The 18,244-nt window shown below is 70.4% G+C and carries 12 protein-coding genes and 1 pseudogene; 6 read left to right on the forward strand and 7 right to left on the reverse strand.

Features of this window, described 5'->3' with window-relative positions; genetic code table 11:
- Positions 1 to 82: 82 nt before the first annotated feature.
- A pseudogene (locus tag PVK37_RS24190) lies at positions 83 to 613 on the reverse strand (NAD(P)H-binding protein); the annotation flags it as partial.
- A gap of 243 nt (positions 614 to 856) precedes the next feature.
- Here PVK37_RS24190 and PVK37_RS24195 point away from each other — a divergent pair.
- Complete coding sequence (locus tag PVK37_RS24195; RefSeq protein WP_275030092.1) at positions 857 to 2,467, forward strand: RICIN domain-containing protein; 1,611 nt, start codon at positions 857 to 859, stop codon at positions 2,465 to 2,467.
- 148 nt (positions 2,468 to 2,615) lie between these two features.
- Positions 2,616 to 5,447 carry a M14 family zinc carboxypeptidase gene (locus PVK37_RS24200; protein ID WP_275030093.1) on the forward strand — a complete coding sequence of 944 codons (2,832 nt, stop codon included), beginning with the start codon at positions 2,616 to 2,618 and terminating at the stop codon, positions 5,445 to 5,447.
- Positions 5,448 to 5,503: 56 nt separating this feature from the next.
- Here PVK37_RS24200 and PVK37_RS24205 read toward each other — a convergent pair whose 3' ends face one another.
- A complete protein-coding gene (locus tag PVK37_RS24205) occupies positions 5,504 to 7,600 on the reverse strand; it encodes a cellulase family glycosylhydrolase (RefSeq protein WP_423790833.1) in 2,097 nt (698 codons plus the stop codon).
- A gap of 408 nt (positions 7,601 to 8,008) precedes the next feature.
- Between PVK37_RS24205 and PVK37_RS24210 the strand changes: the two genes are divergently transcribed.
- Entirely contained in the window at positions 8,009 to 8,833 is an 825-nt protein-coding gene (locus PVK37_RS24210) for a hypothetical protein (protein ID WP_275030094.1), read from the forward strand.
- Positions 8,830 to 9,696 carry a hypothetical protein gene (locus PVK37_RS24215; protein ID WP_275030095.1) on the forward strand — a complete coding sequence of 289 codons (867 nt, stop codon included), beginning with the start codon at positions 8,830 to 8,832 and terminating at the stop codon, positions 9,694 to 9,696. The genes PVK37_RS24210 and PVK37_RS24215 overlap by 4 nt, the downstream gene beginning before the upstream one ends.
- 78 nt (positions 9,697 to 9,774) lie before the next feature.
- Here the strand turns inward: PVK37_RS24215 and PVK37_RS24220 are convergent, their stop codons facing one another.
- Positions 9,775 to 10,110 carry a DUF397 domain-containing protein gene (locus tag PVK37_RS24220; RefSeq protein WP_275035222.1) on the reverse strand — a complete coding sequence of 112 codons (336 nt, stop codon included), beginning with the start codon at positions 10,108 to 10,110 and terminating at the stop codon, positions 9,775 to 9,777.
- Positions 10,111 to 10,328: 218 nt separating this feature from the next.
- Here PVK37_RS24220 and PVK37_RS24225 point away from each other — a divergent pair, with 218 nt between their 5' ends.
- On the forward strand, positions 10,329 to 10,754 hold the full coding sequence (locus PVK37_RS24225; RefSeq protein ID WP_275030096.1) for a hypothetical protein: 426 nt from the start codon (positions 10,329 to 10,331) through the stop codon (positions 10,752 to 10,754).
- A gap of 402 nt (positions 10,755 to 11,156) precedes the next feature.
- On the opposite strand, the gene PVK37_RS24230 is transcribed toward PVK37_RS24225, so the two are convergent.
- The 3 genes from PVK37_RS24230 to PVK37_RS24240 form a co-directional block, all read right to left on the reverse strand.
- Positions 11,157 to 12,545, reverse strand: coding sequence for a cellulose binding domain-containing protein (locus tag PVK37_RS24230; protein ID WP_275030098.1), 1,389 nt, complete (start codon positions 12,543 to 12,545; stop codon positions 11,157 to 11,159).
- Positions 12,546 to 12,583: 38 nt separating this feature from the next.
- Positions 12,584 to 13,963 carry a pectinesterase family protein gene (locus tag PVK37_RS24235; RefSeq protein ID WP_275030099.1) on the reverse strand — a complete coding sequence of 460 codons (1,380 nt, stop codon included), beginning with the start codon at positions 13,961 to 13,963 and terminating at the stop codon, positions 12,584 to 12,586.
- Positions 13,964 to 14,211: 248 nt separating this feature from the next.
- Positions 14,212 to 16,653 carry a glycogen debranching N-terminal domain-containing protein gene (locus PVK37_RS24240; RefSeq protein ID WP_275030100.1) on the reverse strand — a complete coding sequence of 814 codons (2,442 nt, stop codon included), beginning with the start codon at positions 16,651 to 16,653 and terminating at the stop codon, positions 14,212 to 14,214.
- Positions 16,654 to 16,813: 160 nt separating this feature from the next.
- Between PVK37_RS24240 and PVK37_RS24245 the strand changes: the two genes are divergently transcribed.
- Positions 16,814 to 17,599 (forward strand): alpha/beta fold hydrolase, encoded by a 786-nt coding sequence (locus PVK37_RS24245; RefSeq protein ID WP_275030101.1) that lies wholly within the window; start codon positions 16,814 to 16,816, stop codon positions 17,597 to 17,599.
- Here the strand turns inward: PVK37_RS24245 and PVK37_RS24250 are convergent.
- A complete protein-coding gene (locus PVK37_RS24250; RefSeq protein WP_275030104.1) occupies positions 17,511 to 18,173 on the reverse strand; it encodes a TetR/AcrR family transcriptional regulator in 663 nt (220 codons plus the stop codon). The two genes, PVK37_RS24245 and PVK37_RS24250, sit on opposite strands and share 89 nt — an antisense overlap.
- Positions 18,174 to 18,244 lie beyond the last annotated feature (71 nt).

The raw sequence follows: 18,244 nt of genomic DNA on the forward strand, positions 1-18,244 counted from the left end.
CCAGTACGGCGGCGAGTTGCGGGTACGCCCACAGCGGCCCGGTCAGCTCGTAGGTGCGCCCCCGGTGGGCCGGGTCGACCAGGGCCACCGCGGCCGCCTCGGCCAGGTCGGCCCGGGTGGCGGTGTGCAGGCCCCGGCCACCGGTGGCGTGCACCAGTTCCGGGACGCCCCGGGCCGCCTCGACGAACGCGTCCGTGTAGAACGGGTTCCGCAGCAGCGTGCCGGGCAGTCCGGCGGCACGCAGGGCCTCCTCGGTGGCGCGGTGCGCGTCGAACAGGCCGTCGATGGGCAGGAAGCTGGTGTAGACGACCGCGTCGACGCCGGCACCCGCGGCGGCCTCGACCACGTGCCGGTGCTGCGCGACCCGGCGGGCCGGATCCAGTTCGGGCGAGGAGACGAAGAGCAGGTCGGTCACCCCGGCGAACGCGCCGGCGAGACCCACCGGATCGGTGTAGTCGCCTACGCGGGTCCCGACGCCGAGGTCGGCGGCGCGGCCGGGGTCGCGGACGATCGCGACGATCCGCTCCGGTGGCACCCGGCGGCGCAGTTGGGCGACCGCGAGACGGCCGAGGTTGCCGGTGGCGCCGGTGACGCCGAACAGTCGGGCGGGCATGGCGCCCACCGTGCCGTCCGCCCCCGGCCGGCGGCAACCCGATTCCCGACCGGTGGCGAACGTGGTCGCCGGCCGGGCGGCCCACCCGCTGTCGAGGACGGGCGTGGAGCCGGAGCGGGCCAGACCCTTGAATGGATTTACGGGTGACGATACATTCGCGCCATCTCCGGGAAAGCGTTTGCTGGACACATGGGCGGTGTCCGGCCGGTCCGTCCACCACCACTCCCCCACCGAGGAGCCTCGATGGCATTCACCAGCACGGCAGCGCGCCCACGCCGCTGGCGGCTCGCCGCGGCGGCCACGGCCGCCCTCGCCCTGATCGGCGTCGACCTGACGGTCACCGCGCCGGCCGCCTCGGCGGCCACCGTCGACACCGGTGCCAGCTACGTGTTCGTCAACCGGCACAGCGGCAAGGCGATGGACCTGTACAACTGGTCCACCGCCGACGGCGCGCCGGTCAACCAGTACGCCCGCAACGACCTCGCCGTGCAGCAGTGGCAGTTCGTCGACGTGGGCGGCGGCTACTACCAGATCCGCTCGGCGCACAGCGGCAAGGTGCTCGAGCTGCCCAACGCCACCGACGGCGTGCAGCTCGTCCAGAACCCGGCGACCAGCGGAAACACCCGCCAGCACTTCCGGCTCGCCGACTCCGACAGCGGGTACGTCCGGTTCGTCAACCGGCACTCGAACAAGGCCCTGGACGTCTGGGCGTGGTCCACCGCCGACGGCGGGATGATCTCGCAGTACGCCGACGTCGACGGCTGGAACCAGCAGTGGCAACTGGCCCGGGTCGGCTCGTCGGCCGACTGCGGCAGCGGCGCGTTCCAGGCCGAGGCGGTGCTGTCCGGCAGCACCTGGACCGCCCGCAACGGCGGCAGCACCGTGTACACCGGCACCGACATGCGCGCCGCCGTCCAGGCCGCGATCAACAGCCTCACCGCCGGGCGCACGTCCAAGCAGCGGGTGGTCGTCCGGGGCTCCGGGTCGATCAGCGCCGGTTCCCGGATCTCGCTGCCCAGCTACACCACCATCGACGTGTGCGGCACCATCAACGTCACCGGCTCCGGCAGCGGCGACCAGGCGCCGATCTACTCGCGCGGCACCACCCAGATCGAGGTGCAGCACCTGAACGTCACCGGCGCGCCGCTGTACGGGATCTTCCTGCGCAACGTCACCAACGTGGTCCTCGGGCAGATCGACATGCGGCTCTCCGGCGGGCTCGGCATCCGGATCGACAACCGGGGCGACACCAGCCAGTGGACCCGCAACGTCCGCATCGACAACGTGTACGTGTCCGGGGCCGGTTCGCACGCGGTGGAGACGTACGGCGTGGACGGGCTGACCGTCGGCACCGTCACCGCGCGCAACGTCGGCGAGTCCGGCCTGCTGCTCAACCAGACCATCAACGCCACGGTCACCACCGTCGACGCGGAGAACGCCGGCACCGGCACCGGGTACGCCGCGTTCCGGATGGCCAACCGCAACGGTCGGATCGGCGACAGCTACCCGACCAACATCCGGGTCGGTACGGTCCGGGCCCGGGGCGGCGGCCGGGGCGTCTTCTGCGTCTCCGAGTCCGGCGGCGCGACGATCGACCGGGTGGACATCGCCAACACCGGCAACAACGCGGTCCTGATCGAGAACTGCTACGGCGTGAGCCTGGCGACCAACGGCGGGACGATCAGCGGCGGTGGGGAGGTCCGGTTGGCCGCGCGCACCGAGTTCCCCGGCAACCGGGACATCACCCTGCGGAACTTCACGCTGGTGAACAACCGGATCGTGGAAAGTCCCTGCGCGACCAACTTCGTGATCAGCAACGTCGTGTTGTCCAACTCCACGATCAGCCGGTGCTGACCGGACGCTGACCGGTCGACGGGGGCGACGCCAGCGGCGGGTGGCGTCGTCCCCGTCGACCGGCACTGAGTGGATCTTGACCGGGATATTCGCAGGTCATAGGCTCCGGCCACCCTGAGCTGTCTCCCGGGAAGGGCAGAGAAGCGACATGGTTCCACTGAAGCGTCCCGCGTGGACGAGGTCCCGGAAGCGACTGGCCGGCGCGGCCACCATCGCTCTCCTGGCCGGGCTGAACCCCCTGGTGACCGGCGCGCCGGCCGGCGCCGCACCCCAACCCACCACCTGCGTCGACGACCCCACCGCCCGGCTGACCACCGTGCCGAGCCCGGAGGCCGCGCTCGGCTTCCCGCTCGGCACCGGCCAGCAGCGGGTGGTCACCAACGACGAGATCCGCCACTACCTGGCGGCCGTCGACGCCGCCTCGGACCGGGTCGTCACCGGAGTCATGACCACCAGCGTGCTCGGTCAGCCGCTGCCGTACGCGGTGGTGTCGAACCCCCGCAACGTGCGCAACGGGGCGCTGAAGCGGATCGCCGACGACCTGCGCGACCTGCGCGACCCGCGCCGGACCTCCGCCCGGCAGGCCGCCCGCACCGCCGCCGACACCCCGGCCATCGTCTGGGTCACCGCGAACGTGCACGGCGGCGAGAAGAGCGGCGCGGACGCCGCCCTGAAGACCCTGTACGAGCTGGCCGCCGGCCTGTCCTGCGACGTGGCGCAACGCAACGACAACCTGGTCACCATCATCGTGCCGACCCAGAACCCGGACGGCCGGGACGCCAGCCGGCGGCAGAACGAGTTCGGCTTCGACATGAACCGGGACTGGTTCGCCCGCACCCAGCAGGAGACCGACGGCAAGCTGGAGCTGATGCGGCAGTACCCGCCGCAGGTCTTCGTCGACGCCCACGAGATGGGTGGCCGGCAGTACTTCTTCCCGCCGAACGCCGACCCGATCCACCACGAGATCGCCGGTGAGGTGGTCGACTGGATCAACCGGATCGGTGACGCCAACAAGGCCGGCTTCGGGTACAACGGCGCCTGCGGTGGAGCCGTCACCACCGAGTGCTACTTCAACTACTCGACCTACGACCTGTTCTTCATGGGCTACGGGGACACCGTGCCGGCGGCCGGGTTCGGCGCGGCCGGCATGACCTTCGAGAAGGGCAGCGCCTCGGCGGTGCCGGACCGGGTGCAGCAGCAGTTCCACACCCAGTGGTCCACACTGGGTTGGGCGGCGGCCAACCGGCACGAACTGCTCACCGACTACTACCGGATCTGGGTCGACGCGCTCGCCCAGGGCCGCGCCGGCACGCTGGAGCCCAACGAGGTGGTCCAGCCCACCAACGAGGTGCGGTTCCCGGTGCCGGCCGTCCCGATCCGGTCGTACTTCCTGCTGCCCGACCGGCAGCTCGCCGACGTCCGGCAACTCGTCGAGCGGCTGCGCCGGATGGACGTCGAGGTCTACCAGGTACGCAAGCCCACGAAGCTGTTCACCGCCCGGATCTTCGGCGGCCGGACGGCCACCGACGTCACCGTGCCCGAGGGCGCGTACTGGATCCCGATGGACCAGCCGCAGAAGCACTGGATCCAGGCCATCATGGGCGAGGACCCGTACACCCCGTTCCCGTACTTCTACGACGTGTCGTCCTGGAGCAACCCGCTGCTGATGGGCGTGAACGCCCTCTACACCGGGGACGACGTCCGGCCGCCGGCCACCCTGGTCCGGGGCATCTCCGGCGGCAGGACCTCGGCGGCCGGGGCGAAGGGCTCGTACACCTACCCGCTGGACTCGGCGGCCGCCGCCGAGTACACCTTCGCGCTGCTCGGCCGGGGCGTACCGGTGGTGCGGGACCTGACCACCGGTGAGGTCGGCCTGCCGGCCAGGAGCCTGACCCGGGAGGTCGACGAGCTGGCCGAGTCGCTCGGGGTGACCCTGACCCCGAACAGGTCACCGGCCAGCGGCACCCCGCTCTCCCGGCCCGACGTGGGCCTGTTCCAGGGCACCGGCATCTCCACCACCTCCGGTTCGCACGGCGAGGCCCGGTACGTGCTCGGCAAGCGCTGGGGGCTGGACCTGACCCCGGTGACCACCGCCGACATCAACGACAACACCCCGGCGTTCACCGGACGGGACGTGCTGCTCGTACCGGACGGCAGCAGCGCCACCGGCGGGCTCACCGCCACCGGCCAGGCCAACCTGCGGGCCTGGGTGGCCCAGGGCAACACGTACGTCGGGCTGCGCAACGAGGGCACCCGGATGGCCCGGTCGGCCGGGCTCACCTCGACCACCGAGAAGCCCAAGCCGGCCGGCTACACCGTGATCGGCTCGCACCTGCGGGTGAACGTGGACGGTGACAGCCCGGTGGCGCTGGGCCGCCCGGCGGAGGACTTCGAGTTCAACAACAACGACACGATCCTCAACCCGAGCAGCACCGGCACCAACGTGCTGACCTACCCGACCGGGGACACCTTCTGGGCCAACGGCTACACCGTCAACGGTGACGCGCTCAAGGGCACGGTCGCGCTGGTGGACGAGCCGACCGGGGCCGGTCGGGCGGTGCTGTTCGCGTTCAACCCGCTGTTCCGGGCGTACAACGAGAACGGCCTGCACCTGGTGGCGAACGCGCTGCTGTACCCGACGGCGGACCCGGCCGACGCGCCGGCCGCGCGCGGCTCCGCGCAGCGGACGACCGGGGTGGACCCGGCGCGGGCCGCCGCGGCGGCGTCGCCGGTGGTGGACGACCTGGGTGGCGGTTGGCGGCCGATCACCATCGAGGTGGCCGCCGCCGACCAGGCCCGGACCGAGGCGGTGGTGGACCGGTTCACCGGCACCGCCCGGGTGAGCGCCGGGGCGGACGGCGCGGTCCGGTTGGTGATCCCGAACCCGGCCGGACTCCAGTCCGACGAGCATCCGTTCCTGGGTGACCTGGTCCGGGCGCTGGCGGACGCCGGCGTCCCGCTGCGGTCGCTGGTGGCCTGAACCGACGGTGGTCCGGCCGGGCCTGCGCCCGGCCGGACCACCTGGGATGCGGCGGGTCAGCCGACGGTGCCGGTGACGTTGCCACCGGTCTTGGTCACCTTGTAGGTGAGCTTCGCCCCGCTCCAGAAGTGGAAGGTGAGGGTCACCGGGGCGCCCTCGTTGACCTCGGCGAAGAACTCGGGCTTCAGGGTGATGGTGTTGCTGGCGTAGTTCGGCGCGAACGTCACGTCGAACTCCTTGTACGAGGTCCAGTTGTGCGGGCCGGCGTTGCTGCCGTCGGCGTACTTCGCCTCCATGGTGGCGAGCTGGTCACCGCGGAACTGGGTGGGGACGTTGAACGCGGCGGTGGTGCCGGTGGCGTTGGACAGCACCGGCGTGTCGTAGCTGATGATGTCGATCCGCCACGGGACGCCCGCCGAGAAGTGCGCGTGCAGCGTCGAGTTGACGCCGTACGCCCGGTTGCCGGTCAGCCGGGTCAGCGCGGCGGCGGTGAGGGTGAGCTGGTCGCCGCTGACCGTGTAGTCGGTGCCCCGGACCAGGTCGGTGCCGCCCTGCTTCAGGCTGACGAACGAGGTGCCGTTCAGGTTCAGCGTGAGGGTCTTGCTGCTGATCGCGCTGGCCTTGGCGTTGTAGACCTGGTCGGACGAGGCGGTGCCGGACCGGGTGGTCCAGCTCGACTTGATCTGCCCGAACAGCTCCGGGTCCTTCCAGGTGAACGCGGTGCGGTTGAGGTGCTGGCCGTTGTCCCAGAGCATGGTGGTCAGCTTCTTCGACCGGGCGTAGTAGCCGAGGAACTCGAAGAACTTGAGCTTCTCGCCCTGCTGGATGGTGCCGGTGTGCCGGTCGAAGCCGAGCAGGCCGTACTCGCCGACGATCACCGGGATGCCCCGGGCCACGAAGGAGTTGTACACCCGGTCGAACGAGTCGGTCAGGTCCTTCTGCACGGTCGCGTCGAAGCGGGTGCCGCCGGCGACGTTCACGCTGAACGGCCAGTAGCCGTAGAAGTGCACGGTGGCGATCAGGTTCCGGTCGTTGAGCTTGGTGAAGGTGGCGCTCAGCTCGTCGATGCGGGCCTGCTCGGACGAGGTGTGCAGGGTCGGCAGCACCAGCAGCCGGGTGGCGTTGTTGCCGCCGGAGGCCCGGACGATGCGGTGGAACGACGTGTTCAGCTCGTCGAGCAGGGTGGCGTTCTGGGCGTCGCCGGAGCTGCCGGTGAACTGCGGCTCGTTGACGCTCTCGAAGACCAGCTTCGGCGAGGAGCTGCGGAAGGTGCTGGAGAGCTGGGTCCAGATCGAGTTGTACTTGTTCAGCACGTTGGTGCGGTCGGTGGGCATGGTGTTGATCCACTGCCACGAGTCGTGGTGAATGTTGATCATCACGTAGAAGCCGTCGGCGAGCGCCCAGTCGACGACCTCCTTGACCCGGTTCAGGTAGGCGGCCTCGATGGTGTAGCTCGGCGCGCCGCCCAGGTGGGCGCTCCAGGTCACCGGGATACGGATGCTCTTGAAGCCCTGCGCCCTGACGTTGTCCAGCAGCGCCTCGGTGATGCGCGGGTTGCCCCAGGCGGTCTCGTCGCTGCCGACCGCGTCGAGCGAGTTGCCGAGGTTCCAGCCGGGCTGCATCGCCGCGACGGCGGCCATCGCGTCACCGGCCGGCGGCGGGGTGGTCGGGGGCGGCGTGGTGGGCGGCGGGGTGGTGGGCGGCGGCGTGGTGCCGACCGTACCGTTGCAGGTGGTGCCGTTGAGCGCGAACGAGGTCGGCGCGGTGTTCGTGCCGGACCAGGAGCCGTTGAACCCGAACGAGGTCGACGCGTTCGTGGCGAGCGATCCGTTGTAGTCGACGTTGGTGGCGGTGACGGCGGCACCGGAGGCGGTGACGGTGGCGCTCCACGCCTGGGTCACCTGCTGCCCGGACGGGAAGGTCCAGGTCAGCCGCCAACCGTTGATGGCGTCGCCGAGGTTCTTGATGGTCACGTTGGCGCTGAAGCCGCCCTGCCACTGGCTGCCGACCGCATAGGTCACCTGGCAGCCGGCGGCGGCCTGGGCGGTGCCCACCATCATCATGGCGAAGCCGACCACCAGGGCGGCGATGGTGCCGCCGACCAGGCTGAGTCGCCATCGGGTTCGTTGGAGTGTGCCGCGCATGCCGGTCATCGCTGCTCCTTGCCGCAGACGGGGGTGTTTCGGTGGGGGTGGAACGCCCGCCGCCCACGCCGGCAACGTCCACGTCAGGCGCAGATTAAGTTTGGAGTCCAAACTTTGTCAATCGATCCCCCACGATCACCAGAGGCCGGCGCCCGCCGCGCACCCCGACCCGGCCGACCGCCACAGTGGAGCGACAATGGATGGTGGTCCGCTCCGCCGTCCTGTTGCACCGACAGTTCTCCGCTACGCGTCAGTCCGGTCCCCGTAAGGTGAGAAAACGTGCCACCTCGCAGATCCAAGCGGCCCAAAGGCCAGCGCAAGCCGTCGAATCGACAGGCGGAAACGCAGCCGTCTCCCCAACCGTCAGGCGGGCAGCCGGACCAGTCCGGGGCAGGTACCTCGCGCCGGACCCTGCTGTTGGCGGCCGGCGGCGCAGCGGCCAGCGCGGTCGTCGGCGCGGTGGTCGCCGAGGTAGCGAACCGGATCACCTCGTCCGAGCAGGCGGTACGGGACGACCGGGCGGTCGAGGAGGCCAAGCGGTCGTCGGCCCGGCAGAAGCCGCCCCTCACCGCCAACGCCTACTACTACAACCGGTCGGATGAGGCAATGGTGTGGGCGCTTCCGAGGCCGCTGACCGATCAGGAGCGGCAGCGGCTCGTCACCCCGCCGTCGCCCGGGTCCCTGGGTCTGGCCCCGGATTCCTTCACGGACGTCGTCCACGGGGTGATGCAGTACACCGCAGAGCCCCACCGGTTACTGACCCGGATCCGGATCTCCGTGGTCGGCCAGTGGAGCGGTCCGGTGTTCGTCAGACAGATCCGGGCCAGGGTGGTGCGACGAACTCCGCCGATCTCCGGTGCCTTCCTCTTCCACAACAGCCAGGGTGGAGGGGAGCCACTGGAGATTGGCTTCGACCTGGACGAGCCGGACAGCCTCGCGCGGCTGGTCGGGTCGGACGGGCACACCCTCGGTGCGGCATACCTGGATCGCCGATCGCTCACCCTCTCGCCGAACGAGCCGCTCACCATCGACGTGCAGGCGTACACGGCCCGCTCGTACTGTGAGTGGGTCATCGAGCTCGACCTCGACCTCGACGGCAAGCGCCGAACGCACGTCGTCGACGACCACGGCCAGCCGTTCCGCAGCACCGGTCTGGCCCGCCACTACCAGGACAGGTACTACATGCACATCACCAACGGTTGGACCGCCGAGGGTGCTGGTCCTCCCAGCTACAAGACGTGAACGCCCGTCGACAGCGGATCGTCGGGTTCGTCGTCGTCGCGGTGCTACCCGCGTTGCTGGCCTTCACGGTGGTGCGACTGCTGCGGGACGATGGTGGCGGTGCGCAACGGGCAGCGCCGTCCCACACCGGCGGGCCCGCCGTTCCGCCCAGCCCGGCGGTTTCGGATGGTGACGTCGACCTGGCCGTCCGGTTTGCCGGGTCCGCGCCGGGCGTCGAACCCACCTTCATGATCAATGAGAAGCAGGCTGCGGCAGGTCCGCCTCCGGAGATCAGGGACTGCCGTCGGTTCGCGGACTGGGCGCAGCGGGTCGGGGGCATCCCGGTCGACTTCACGCCGTCCCACGTCCTGTCGGTGCACGCCCGACGGAGCCTTGACCTGAACGGCGCGTGGATCGAGGCGGTACCGGTCGCCCAGGTCTCCATCACCGAGGGGGACGGCCCGTGGGTGGAGTTGGCCTGCCGCGACGGTGCGCCGACCCCCACCGCCACCCCGTCCGGTGAGTTCCCGTCGCAGGGGGAGGACGACAGCCCGCCGGTCGACCGGCCCCACGTCCTCGTCGCCGGGCAGACCATCGAGCTACCGATGGAGCTCAGCGAGCCGTACGACGGTGGGGACGCGTTTCCGCACGGCGTCTCCGACTACGAGCTCACGGTTTCCCTGGAGATCGACGGAATCTACCGGACGTACCGGCTGAAGAACGGTGACTCCTACTTCCGGTGCTGCGGGCGGACCACCTACATGGGCTACCAGGCCGCCAGCTACGAATGGAACCTCTCCCCTCCCCGCAGCCTCCGGCACTGCGAGGAACTCCGGTACGCCGAGGAACCACCACCACCGACGTGCACGGTCAGTCAACGTTGATGCCGTTACGTCCCGTGCGTCGATGTCGGTGGTGAACGTTCGCGCCGTCCGACAGTGGCAACCGGGCAGCGGTCACGGTCAGCGACGCGGGGTTGTGGTCGTCCTCACGGTTCCCAGGAAGCTGGCCCAGGTGTCACCGTCGAACGCGAGAGTCGGGCCGGTGGGGTTCTTGGCGTCCCGGACGCCCACTTCGTCGCTGAGGACGACGAGCCCTACCGGCCCGTCACCGGGAGGGTACGTCGACTGGTCCGGCACCGAGGTCCTCGCTCCCGCCGCGTCGACGACAGAAGCCGGCCAGGCCGACGATCGCCCCTCCCTCGCACCGAAGCAGCCGCGGTAGCCGCCCCACGTCGGCGTTGGTCGACCCGGCCCCGGTGGCGGCCCCGGCACCGGCACCGGCACCGGCACCTCCATCACAACCAGGATCAGTTGCACTGAAGCCTAGGAACCGCCAACCGCTCAGGAGCATTCGCGGAATGATCGGAATTCGGCTCCGCACTCCATAAAGGACGATTTCGCAAGTAGTTCGTCAGCGGCGAAGGCGGACACCGCCGCCTTGCTGGAGGAAATTTGATCTCCTAGGCTTCCATCGATACACCCGGATATCGGGTGTGAGATCCGAAGGGATGCGCATGCGTAGACGAATCAATGCTGCCCTGATCGCCTGTGGTGCACTCGTCGGCGGGCTGGTGGGTGTGGCACCCGCCCAGGCTGCGGACACTGCGCAGGTGTCCCAGACCGCAGAAGCCAGGCAACTGTTCCAGGCCGCGAGCGTTTCGCAGACCGTCAAGAAGATCCCCTTCTCGCCTTCGGCCAGGTCGAAGCCGGTGCAGATCTCCAGTCTGAACTGCTCGGCGGGAACGTTCAATTACGACGGATACCAGTGGTACTTCAACATCGCGTGTTCGCCCATCTCACCCACCACGGTCTGGCTCGCGTACATCACCTGCAACAACCAGAACACCTACACGTCCAACCTTCTGTACTCCTACTGGAACGTCAGTGTCTACTGCCCTCCGGGAACGATCCCGGTAGAGGCGGGCGTGGCGTGGGCATGACCCTCGGCTGACGGATCATGCGGCTACCGGAACCGGCCGCCCGGCCCGCCCGCCAACTGTCGACCTGCGGGATCGTCCGATGAGAACGGCACGGTACCGGCCGAGAGTGGGCGGGGTGTGCTGGCCGTACCGGACGGGCGGGTCGTTCGTGACGAGCTGCGACGGCTGGTCCCGGCCGATCCGCTCGGGCCGCCCGGTGGCCGGACGAGGAGTTCCCCACCGCGAGGATCCGATCGACCGCTACGTCCTGGGGCACCTCGCGCCCAGCGCGTTTCATGGCGCTGGTGGACCGGCGCGGTGACCGCACTGCGGGTCACCGCCAGGTGGCCCGCTACGAGCGGGCGGGTGCACCGACGTGGCCCGGTCAGCCCGGCAGCCGGGCCACGTCGGTCGGCCGTACCCTCAGCCGATGTTCGACTGCGGGCCGGCGTAGGTACGGACCAGGTTCGGTACCTCGGCGGCCGGGTCGAGGCGGTAGGAGTAGAAGCTGGACGGGTTGAACGCGGACCCGCCGGTCTGCTGCTTGCCGGACGAGTTGACCACGATGCTGCCGGACTGCCGCAGCTCGGCGGTGGTGTCCTTGTAGTAGGGGTCCTTCACCTTGTCGAAGTAGCTGTTCTCCAGCACCATCCTGGTCGCGCCACGCGAGTAGTTGCCGTACCCGGTGACGTTCTGCAGGTAGTTGTTGTAGAGGTGCGCGTACGCCACGTTGTCGGTGCTCGGGTTACGCGAGTTGGTGTCGCGGATCCAGTTGTGGTGGATGGTGATGCGGGCCGTGACGTTCTCGGTCCAGCCGATACCGAAGGTCTTGTTGTTCTCGGCGATGACGTTCCACGACACGGTCAGGTTCGTGGTGTCCTTCCGGCTGTCGATCAGGCCGTCGTTCATCCGGGTCAGGTGGTTGTGGTCGATCCAGATGCGGTCGGCGGTGTCCAACTGGATGGCGTCGTAGTCGAAGTCCTTGTCGTCCGGGTCGTCGGAGGCCACCCGGGTGTCGCGGATGGTCAGGTTCCGGATGATCACGTTGCTGGTGCCGGCCCCGAGGAAGAACCCGCCGCCGACGATGTGTCCGTTCTTTCCGACGCCGACGATGGTCTTGTTCGACCCGACCCGGATCTCCTTGCCGTACGGGGAGACGGTGATCGCGCTGTTCACCCGGATGATGTGCGGGGTGCTGGCGGCGGCGTAGCGCTCCAGGTCGGCCTGGTTGGTGACGGTGACCGTGGTGCCGCCCTGCCCACCGGTGGTCCCGGCCGCGCCGGCGAACCCGTCCGGGGTGTTCGAGTACGGCCCACTCGGCGGCGGGGTTGTGGGCGGGGGCGTGGTCGGTGGCGCGGTGGTGGCCGGCGGGGGCGTGGTCGGGGCGGTCGAGCCGGTGCACACCGTGCCGTTGAGGGTGAAGCTGGTCGGGGCCGGGTTGCTGCCGTTCTGCGTGCCGTTGAAACCGAAGTTCACGGTGCCGTTGGTCGGGATGGCGGCGTTGTAGTCGACGTTCGTCGCGGTGACCGTCGAGGTGCCGGTGGGGATGGTGGCGCTCCACGCCTGGGTCACCTGCTGACCGGCCGGGAACGTCCAGCCGAGCCGCCAGCCGTTGACCGCGTCACCCAGGTTGGTGACGGTGACGTCGGCGCCGAAGCCGCCGGCCCAGGAGTTGGTCACCCGGTAGTCGACCCGGCAGCCGGCCGCCGCCTGGGCGGACACCGCCAGGACCGAGCCGGTGACGGCGAGGACGGCGGTGGTGGCCAGGACCAGTCCGGTCCGCCAGGGACGGTTGTTCTTGACGAGTTTCACGGAGAATCCTTCGTGGGACGGGTTGGTGGGGGTGGTGGTCACAGCGGGTTCCAGCCGTCGGTGCCGGCGAGGTACTTCTGCGGCGTGTGGTTGGCCGCCTGCGCGTCACTGAGCTGGGGACGGTTGCTGTTGACCGTCGCGCCGGGACCGGTGTTGCGGTACTCCAGGAACCGGGCGTTCTGCCAGGTGGCGTCGCCCATGTCGGTCCACGGCTGGGCGTTCCTGACGGTGCCGCCCAGGATCGACTCCCGGTACAACACCTGCGCGCCCTGCCGCCACGGCCGGCCGAGGGTGGTGTTGTTGCTGCCCGCGCCGGTGATGGTGGAGCGGTAGAACAGGAACCCGTACGTCTTGGTGTCCGGGGTGCTGGCGGCGGTGATCGGCCCGCCCGTGGAGCGCTTCTCGTGGATCGTCGACCGGTCGATGACGATCGTGCCGCCACCGAAGACGAAGTCGGTCGTGCCCTCGACGTACGAGTCGACCAGGTAGGCCCGGGTACGGTCGTTGACCAGGAAGGTGTCCTGGTCGCCGAGGAGCCGGACGTTGCGGAACACCGCCCGGTCCGCGTTCAGGTGCAGGGCGACCGCCTGGTGCCCGCTGGGGGTCGAGTTCTCGTCGAAGTCGTTGGCGATGGTCAGGTTCTCCGCCACGAAGTTCGCCCCGTCGACGAACACGCTCGCACTGCCCGACGTGCCGTGCGTGTACGCCGAGTTGTGGTACACCAGCACCGTCTGCGCCGCCGCCGAACCCAGCCCCTGCAACGTGACGTGCGGCTTGTTCGACGGCACCCGGACCACCTCCCGGTACGTGCCGGACTTGATGGTGATCACCCTCCGGGTGGTGTTGTTGGCCGGCACCGCGTCGATGGCCTGCTGCACCGTCCGGTACGTGCCGGTGCCGTCCGCCGCCACCGTCGGCGTGCCGCTGGTCGGCGGCGGGGTCGTGGGTGGTGGGGTCGTGGGTGGTGGGGTCGTGGGTGGTGGACTGGTGGTCGGGCCGACCGGTCCGGTGCAGGTGGTGCCGTTGAGGGTGAACGTGGTCGGCTTCGGGTTGCTGCCGATCCAGGTGCCGTTGAAGCCGACGTCGATGGTGGCGTTGCGGGCGATCCCCGCGTTGTAGTCGACGTTGGTGGCGGCGACGGTGCCGCTGGTCGGGTTGGCGGTGAAACCCCAGGACTGGGTGATGGTCTGGCCGGCCGGGAAGGTCCAGCCGAGCCGCCAGCCGTTGATCGGATCGCCGAGGTTCCTGACGGTGATGGCCGCGGTGAACCCGCCGGCCCACTCGCCGCTGACCTGGTAGCTGACCTGGCAGCCACTTGCGGCCCGGGCGGAGGCCGCGGTCAGGACACCCGCGGCGAGGGTGGTGGCGACGGCGGCGGCGAGGATTCCCGCCGTACGTCGCCTCGGGTGGACTGTCACGTTTCGTTTCTCCCCATGTCGTCTGAGTCGCTGTCGGACGGTGGCGGTGACCGGCGGCCCGGCTCCGACGGTCACCCCACGCGGTACGACGTCCGGCGCTGGTGGACGCCGGACGGCCCGGACCGGGCCGTGCCCACGGCCCGTCGGATGAACAGACGGGGCTACGGCATCCGCATTACCGGTTTCGGCGACTTTTCTTCCGGCGACTTCTTAGGGAGCGTCGCCGGATTTCGGCAGCGTCGGCGCGGTCAGGACGGGGGACGGTCCGAGATGGGCCGGCCTCGACCGAGGGCGTCGGCGTACCCCCAGCGGCCCCGGATGTCGAGCAGCTCGATCTGGCCCAGTTCCTCCGGGACGCCGGCGTCGATACCCAGGTGGTTCTCGTACGGTTCGAGACCGAGCAGGGTACGCAGCAACAGCAGGGTCGCGCCGGCCGACGGGGCGTACGGGCTGTCGGTGAACCGGTGCGGCACCGGCACCCGGGTCCGGGCCCGGTCGTAGCCGGCGAACAGCGCCGGCAGCCGGCCCTGGAAGTGCTGGCCCGCCTCGAGCAGCGCGGACGCGATCCGGGCGGCCTCCTGCTTGAAGCCGTACCGGCGCAGGCCCCAGGCGATCAGCGAGTTGTCAGCCGGCCAGATCGCCCCGGTGTGGTGGCCCAGCGGGTTGAACTGGAACTCGGTGCTGGCCAGGGTCCGCACACCCCAGCCGGACCAGAGGGCCGGACCGGTCAGGTGGCGGACCACGCTCCCGGCCCGTTCGGGTGCCACGATGCCGCTCCAGAGCAGGTGCCCGAGGTTGGAGGCGAGCCCGTCGACCGGCGTGCGGTCGGACTGCAACGCCAGCGCGTACCGCCCCCGGTCGGGCAGCCAGAAGTCCCGGTCGAACCGCTCACGCAGCGCGGCGGCCTCCCGTTCCAGTTGGTCGGCGTAGCCGGGATCACCCCAGAACGACCGGGCCAGCCGGGCGGCCCGCCGTTTGGCGTCGTAGACGTACCCCTGGGTCTCGCAGATCGCCTGCGGGAAGGTGGCGAGCCGGCCGTCGGAGAAGCAGATCCCGTGTACCGAGCTGCGCCAGGTCTCGTTGGCCGGGCCGGTCCGGGTCTGCCGGCAGGTGGACCAGACGTAGCCGTCGCCGGCCCGGCCGGCGTACTCGTCGATCCAGGCGAGCGCGGCGCGGGCCTGGAACTCGTAGGTACGCACCAGGGTGTCGTCGCCGGTCCAGCGCTCGTACTCGTCGAGCAGGACGACGAAGAGCGGCGTGGTGTCGACGGCGGAGAAGGCGGCGGAGTCGGGGGCGTCGTTGAAGGCGGCCGACTCGCCGTACCGGCTCTCCTGGACGATCCGGCCGGGCTGCTCGCCCCGGAACGGGTCGACCCGCACCCCCTGGCTGAGCGCCAGGATCCGCAGCGTGCTCAGCGCCCGCTGCGGCAGGAAGGGCAGCACCTGAAGGCAACTGATCAGGCTCTCCCGGGCCAGCAACGTCATCGACCAGGGCAGCCCGGTCGCGGGCAGCCGTTCCCGGAAGTTGAGTCCCTGGTAGGTCAGCGCGGCGAGGTCCCGCACGCTGCGGTCGTAGGCAATGCTGAGCGGCTCGTGGTCGGAGCGCAGCCGGGGCATGCCGGCGATGGTCTGTTCGACCTCCCGGCTGGCCTCGGCCCGGGACCGGCCGGTCGAGCTCTCCAGTCGTTCCCGCAGGTCACGCCGGCGCAGGTCGCGGACCAGGGTCAGCACCCGGAGCCGGGTGGACCAGGTGCCGTGCGGCGCGACGGTGACGGTGAACGTCAGGCCGCTCCCGTCGATGTCGGCCGGTTCGCTGGCGGAGATCACCGTCTCCCGGTGCAGGGTCTCCCGCCGGTAGTGCAGCCGCAGGGACCGCTCGTCGATGGTGGTGGACACCTGCCGGTCCCGCTGGTATCCGTCGCGGATCTCCTGCACCTCGGCGAAGTCGGCCCCGACGTCGAGCCGGACGGTGTAGCACAGCGGCTCCGGCGCGAAGTTGAACAGGGTCAGTTCCTCCTCGAAGGTCTGCGCCACCCACCGGTGCCGCAGAACCGAGGTTGTGGCGTTGACGTAGTGCGTGGGCTGTCCGGGTACCAGCGCGAACTTCGCCTCGGCGGAGCTGATGTCGTCGATCGAGAGCACCGCCAGTCGTTCCCCGTCGACGGTCAACCGCCAGGTGGACAGGAACCGGGTGTCGAAGAAGAACAGGCCGAGCGGGGTGGGTTCCGGGGCGATGTCCCCGTGCCGGTCGCTGATCATGAACAGGTTGCCGTAGAAGATGCTGGCGGACTCGTGGATGTCGGTCCGGAACCGTTCGGCGGTGCGGGAGACGTCGGTGACCGGTTCGGGGTTGGCGCTGTCCGCCTCGATCGGGAGCAGCCGTCGGAAGATCAGGAACAGCGAGAGGTCGCCCTCGACCGAGACGACCCCCCGGAACAGCATCGACACGACGTTGTCGGCGCCGGCGAGCAGCCGCTCGAAGGTCTCCGGGCGCATCTCGACCACGCAGTCGGCGTCCGCGCCGGTCCGGGCCACCACGACCCGGCCGGATTCGAGGCGGACGAACCAGGTGGCGGGGTGGGTGTCGGTGCCGACGAAGGTGAACTGGATCGTACCGCGCGGTGGTGCGGGCAACCGCCCGGCGGCGGCCTCCTCCAGCCCGGCGAAGAACTCGTCGAGTAGCTCACTCACCGCCAGGCCCCTGTCGTCGCGCGCCGGCCTACCCCTTTCGCTCGACGTCGCAAAAGGGAGATAATGCCGCGAAAGAGAGATTACGCTACGAGCGCCGGCGCTGACCGCGCTTCAGTGGAACGACCGGGACACCACCCGGGTGACCTGCGGGAGGATCGCGATGGCACACCGGCAGACCGCTGCGGGGATGCGCTACTGGACGTACGGCCACGGCGGACCCGAGACGTACCTCCTGGTGCACGGCTGGTGCTGCCACCACGGGTTCATGGAGCCGATCGCCGGCCACCTCGCCGGCCGGCACGCCCGGGTGATCGCCGTCGACATGCCCGGCCACGGCGAGAGCCCACCGCCGCCGGAGGGCTACGGCGTGGCCCAGTTGGCCGCCCGGCTCCGGGCCCTGGCCGCCGCGCTCGACCTACGGCGGGTGGTGGTGATCGGGCACAGCCTCGGCGGGGTCTGGTCGCTGGAGGCCGCCGCCGGTGACCGGGACCGGTTCACCGGGCTGGTCATGCTCGACTCCGCGGTGGCCGGGGCGCCCGGTTCCGCCGAGGCCATCGCCCAGGTCGCCGAGTCGCTGCGGACCGACACCTCGGGCACGGTCCGGGAGTCCATCGTCCGGTCGTACTTCCTGCCCCGCTCCGACCCGCGCCTGGTCGAGTGGGTGGTCCGCGAGATGGCCCGGCCCACCACCGAGGTCGCGTACGAGCCGATCGCCGGGCTGGCCGCGTACGTCGGCGCGGAGGGGGACGTGGCGGCCCTGACCCGCTGGGACCGTCCGCTGCTCTACATCGGCAGCAACGCCCCGTTCGCCGACCGGGCCCGGCTGATCGAGCTGGCCCCGCAGGCCGACTACGGCCTCACCGTGGGGTCCGGGCACTTCGTCCAGCTGGAGGTGCCCAACCAGACCAACGCGATGATCGACCGGCATCTGCAGCTGACCCGCTGACCGGGCCGGCCCGCAAGCCGTCCAGCACCAGCCCGACGATCCGCTCGGACACCACGCCGGAGTCACCGGGGTCCTCCCGGAACAGCAGGGCCAGCAGCCTGGCGACATCTGCGGCGTCCACGTCCGGGCGCAGCGTCCCCTCGGCCTGGGCGGCGTGCACGATCTCGTCGAGCAGGGCGAGGCACTCCGACCGGAGCCGGGCGACCTCCGGGTCCTCCTGGGCGGCCGTCCAGGACGGTCCGGACCGGGCGGCCAGCCGGACGGTCAGCCGGACGCCCGGGCAGCCGGTGACCAGCCGGGCGAACGCGGCCCAGGCGGTGGGCTCCTCGGCGACGGCGGTCCGGGCGTCCCGCTGGACGGCGGCGAGGGTCTCCCGGGCCACCGCCCGGACCAGCGCCCCGCGATCGGGGAAGCGGCGGTAGAGGGTACCCACACCGACCCCGGCCCGCCGGGCGATCTCCTCCATCGGCACGTCGGTACCGGCGGTCACGAAGACGGTCCGGGCGGCGGCGATGATCTGGTCCCGGTTGCGGCGCGCGTCCGCACGCAACCGGTGTTCCGTGGGATGTGTCATGGCCGGGATTGTCCCGGAGAGCACTGTGGACGTGCCTCCCCCGCTCGGGTTACCGTGCGGGGAAACCGGAG

The organism is Micromonospora cathayae (genome assembly GCF_028993575.1).
GTDB lineage: Bacteria > Actinomycetota > Actinomycetes > Mycobacteriales > Micromonosporaceae > Micromonospora > Micromonospora cathayae.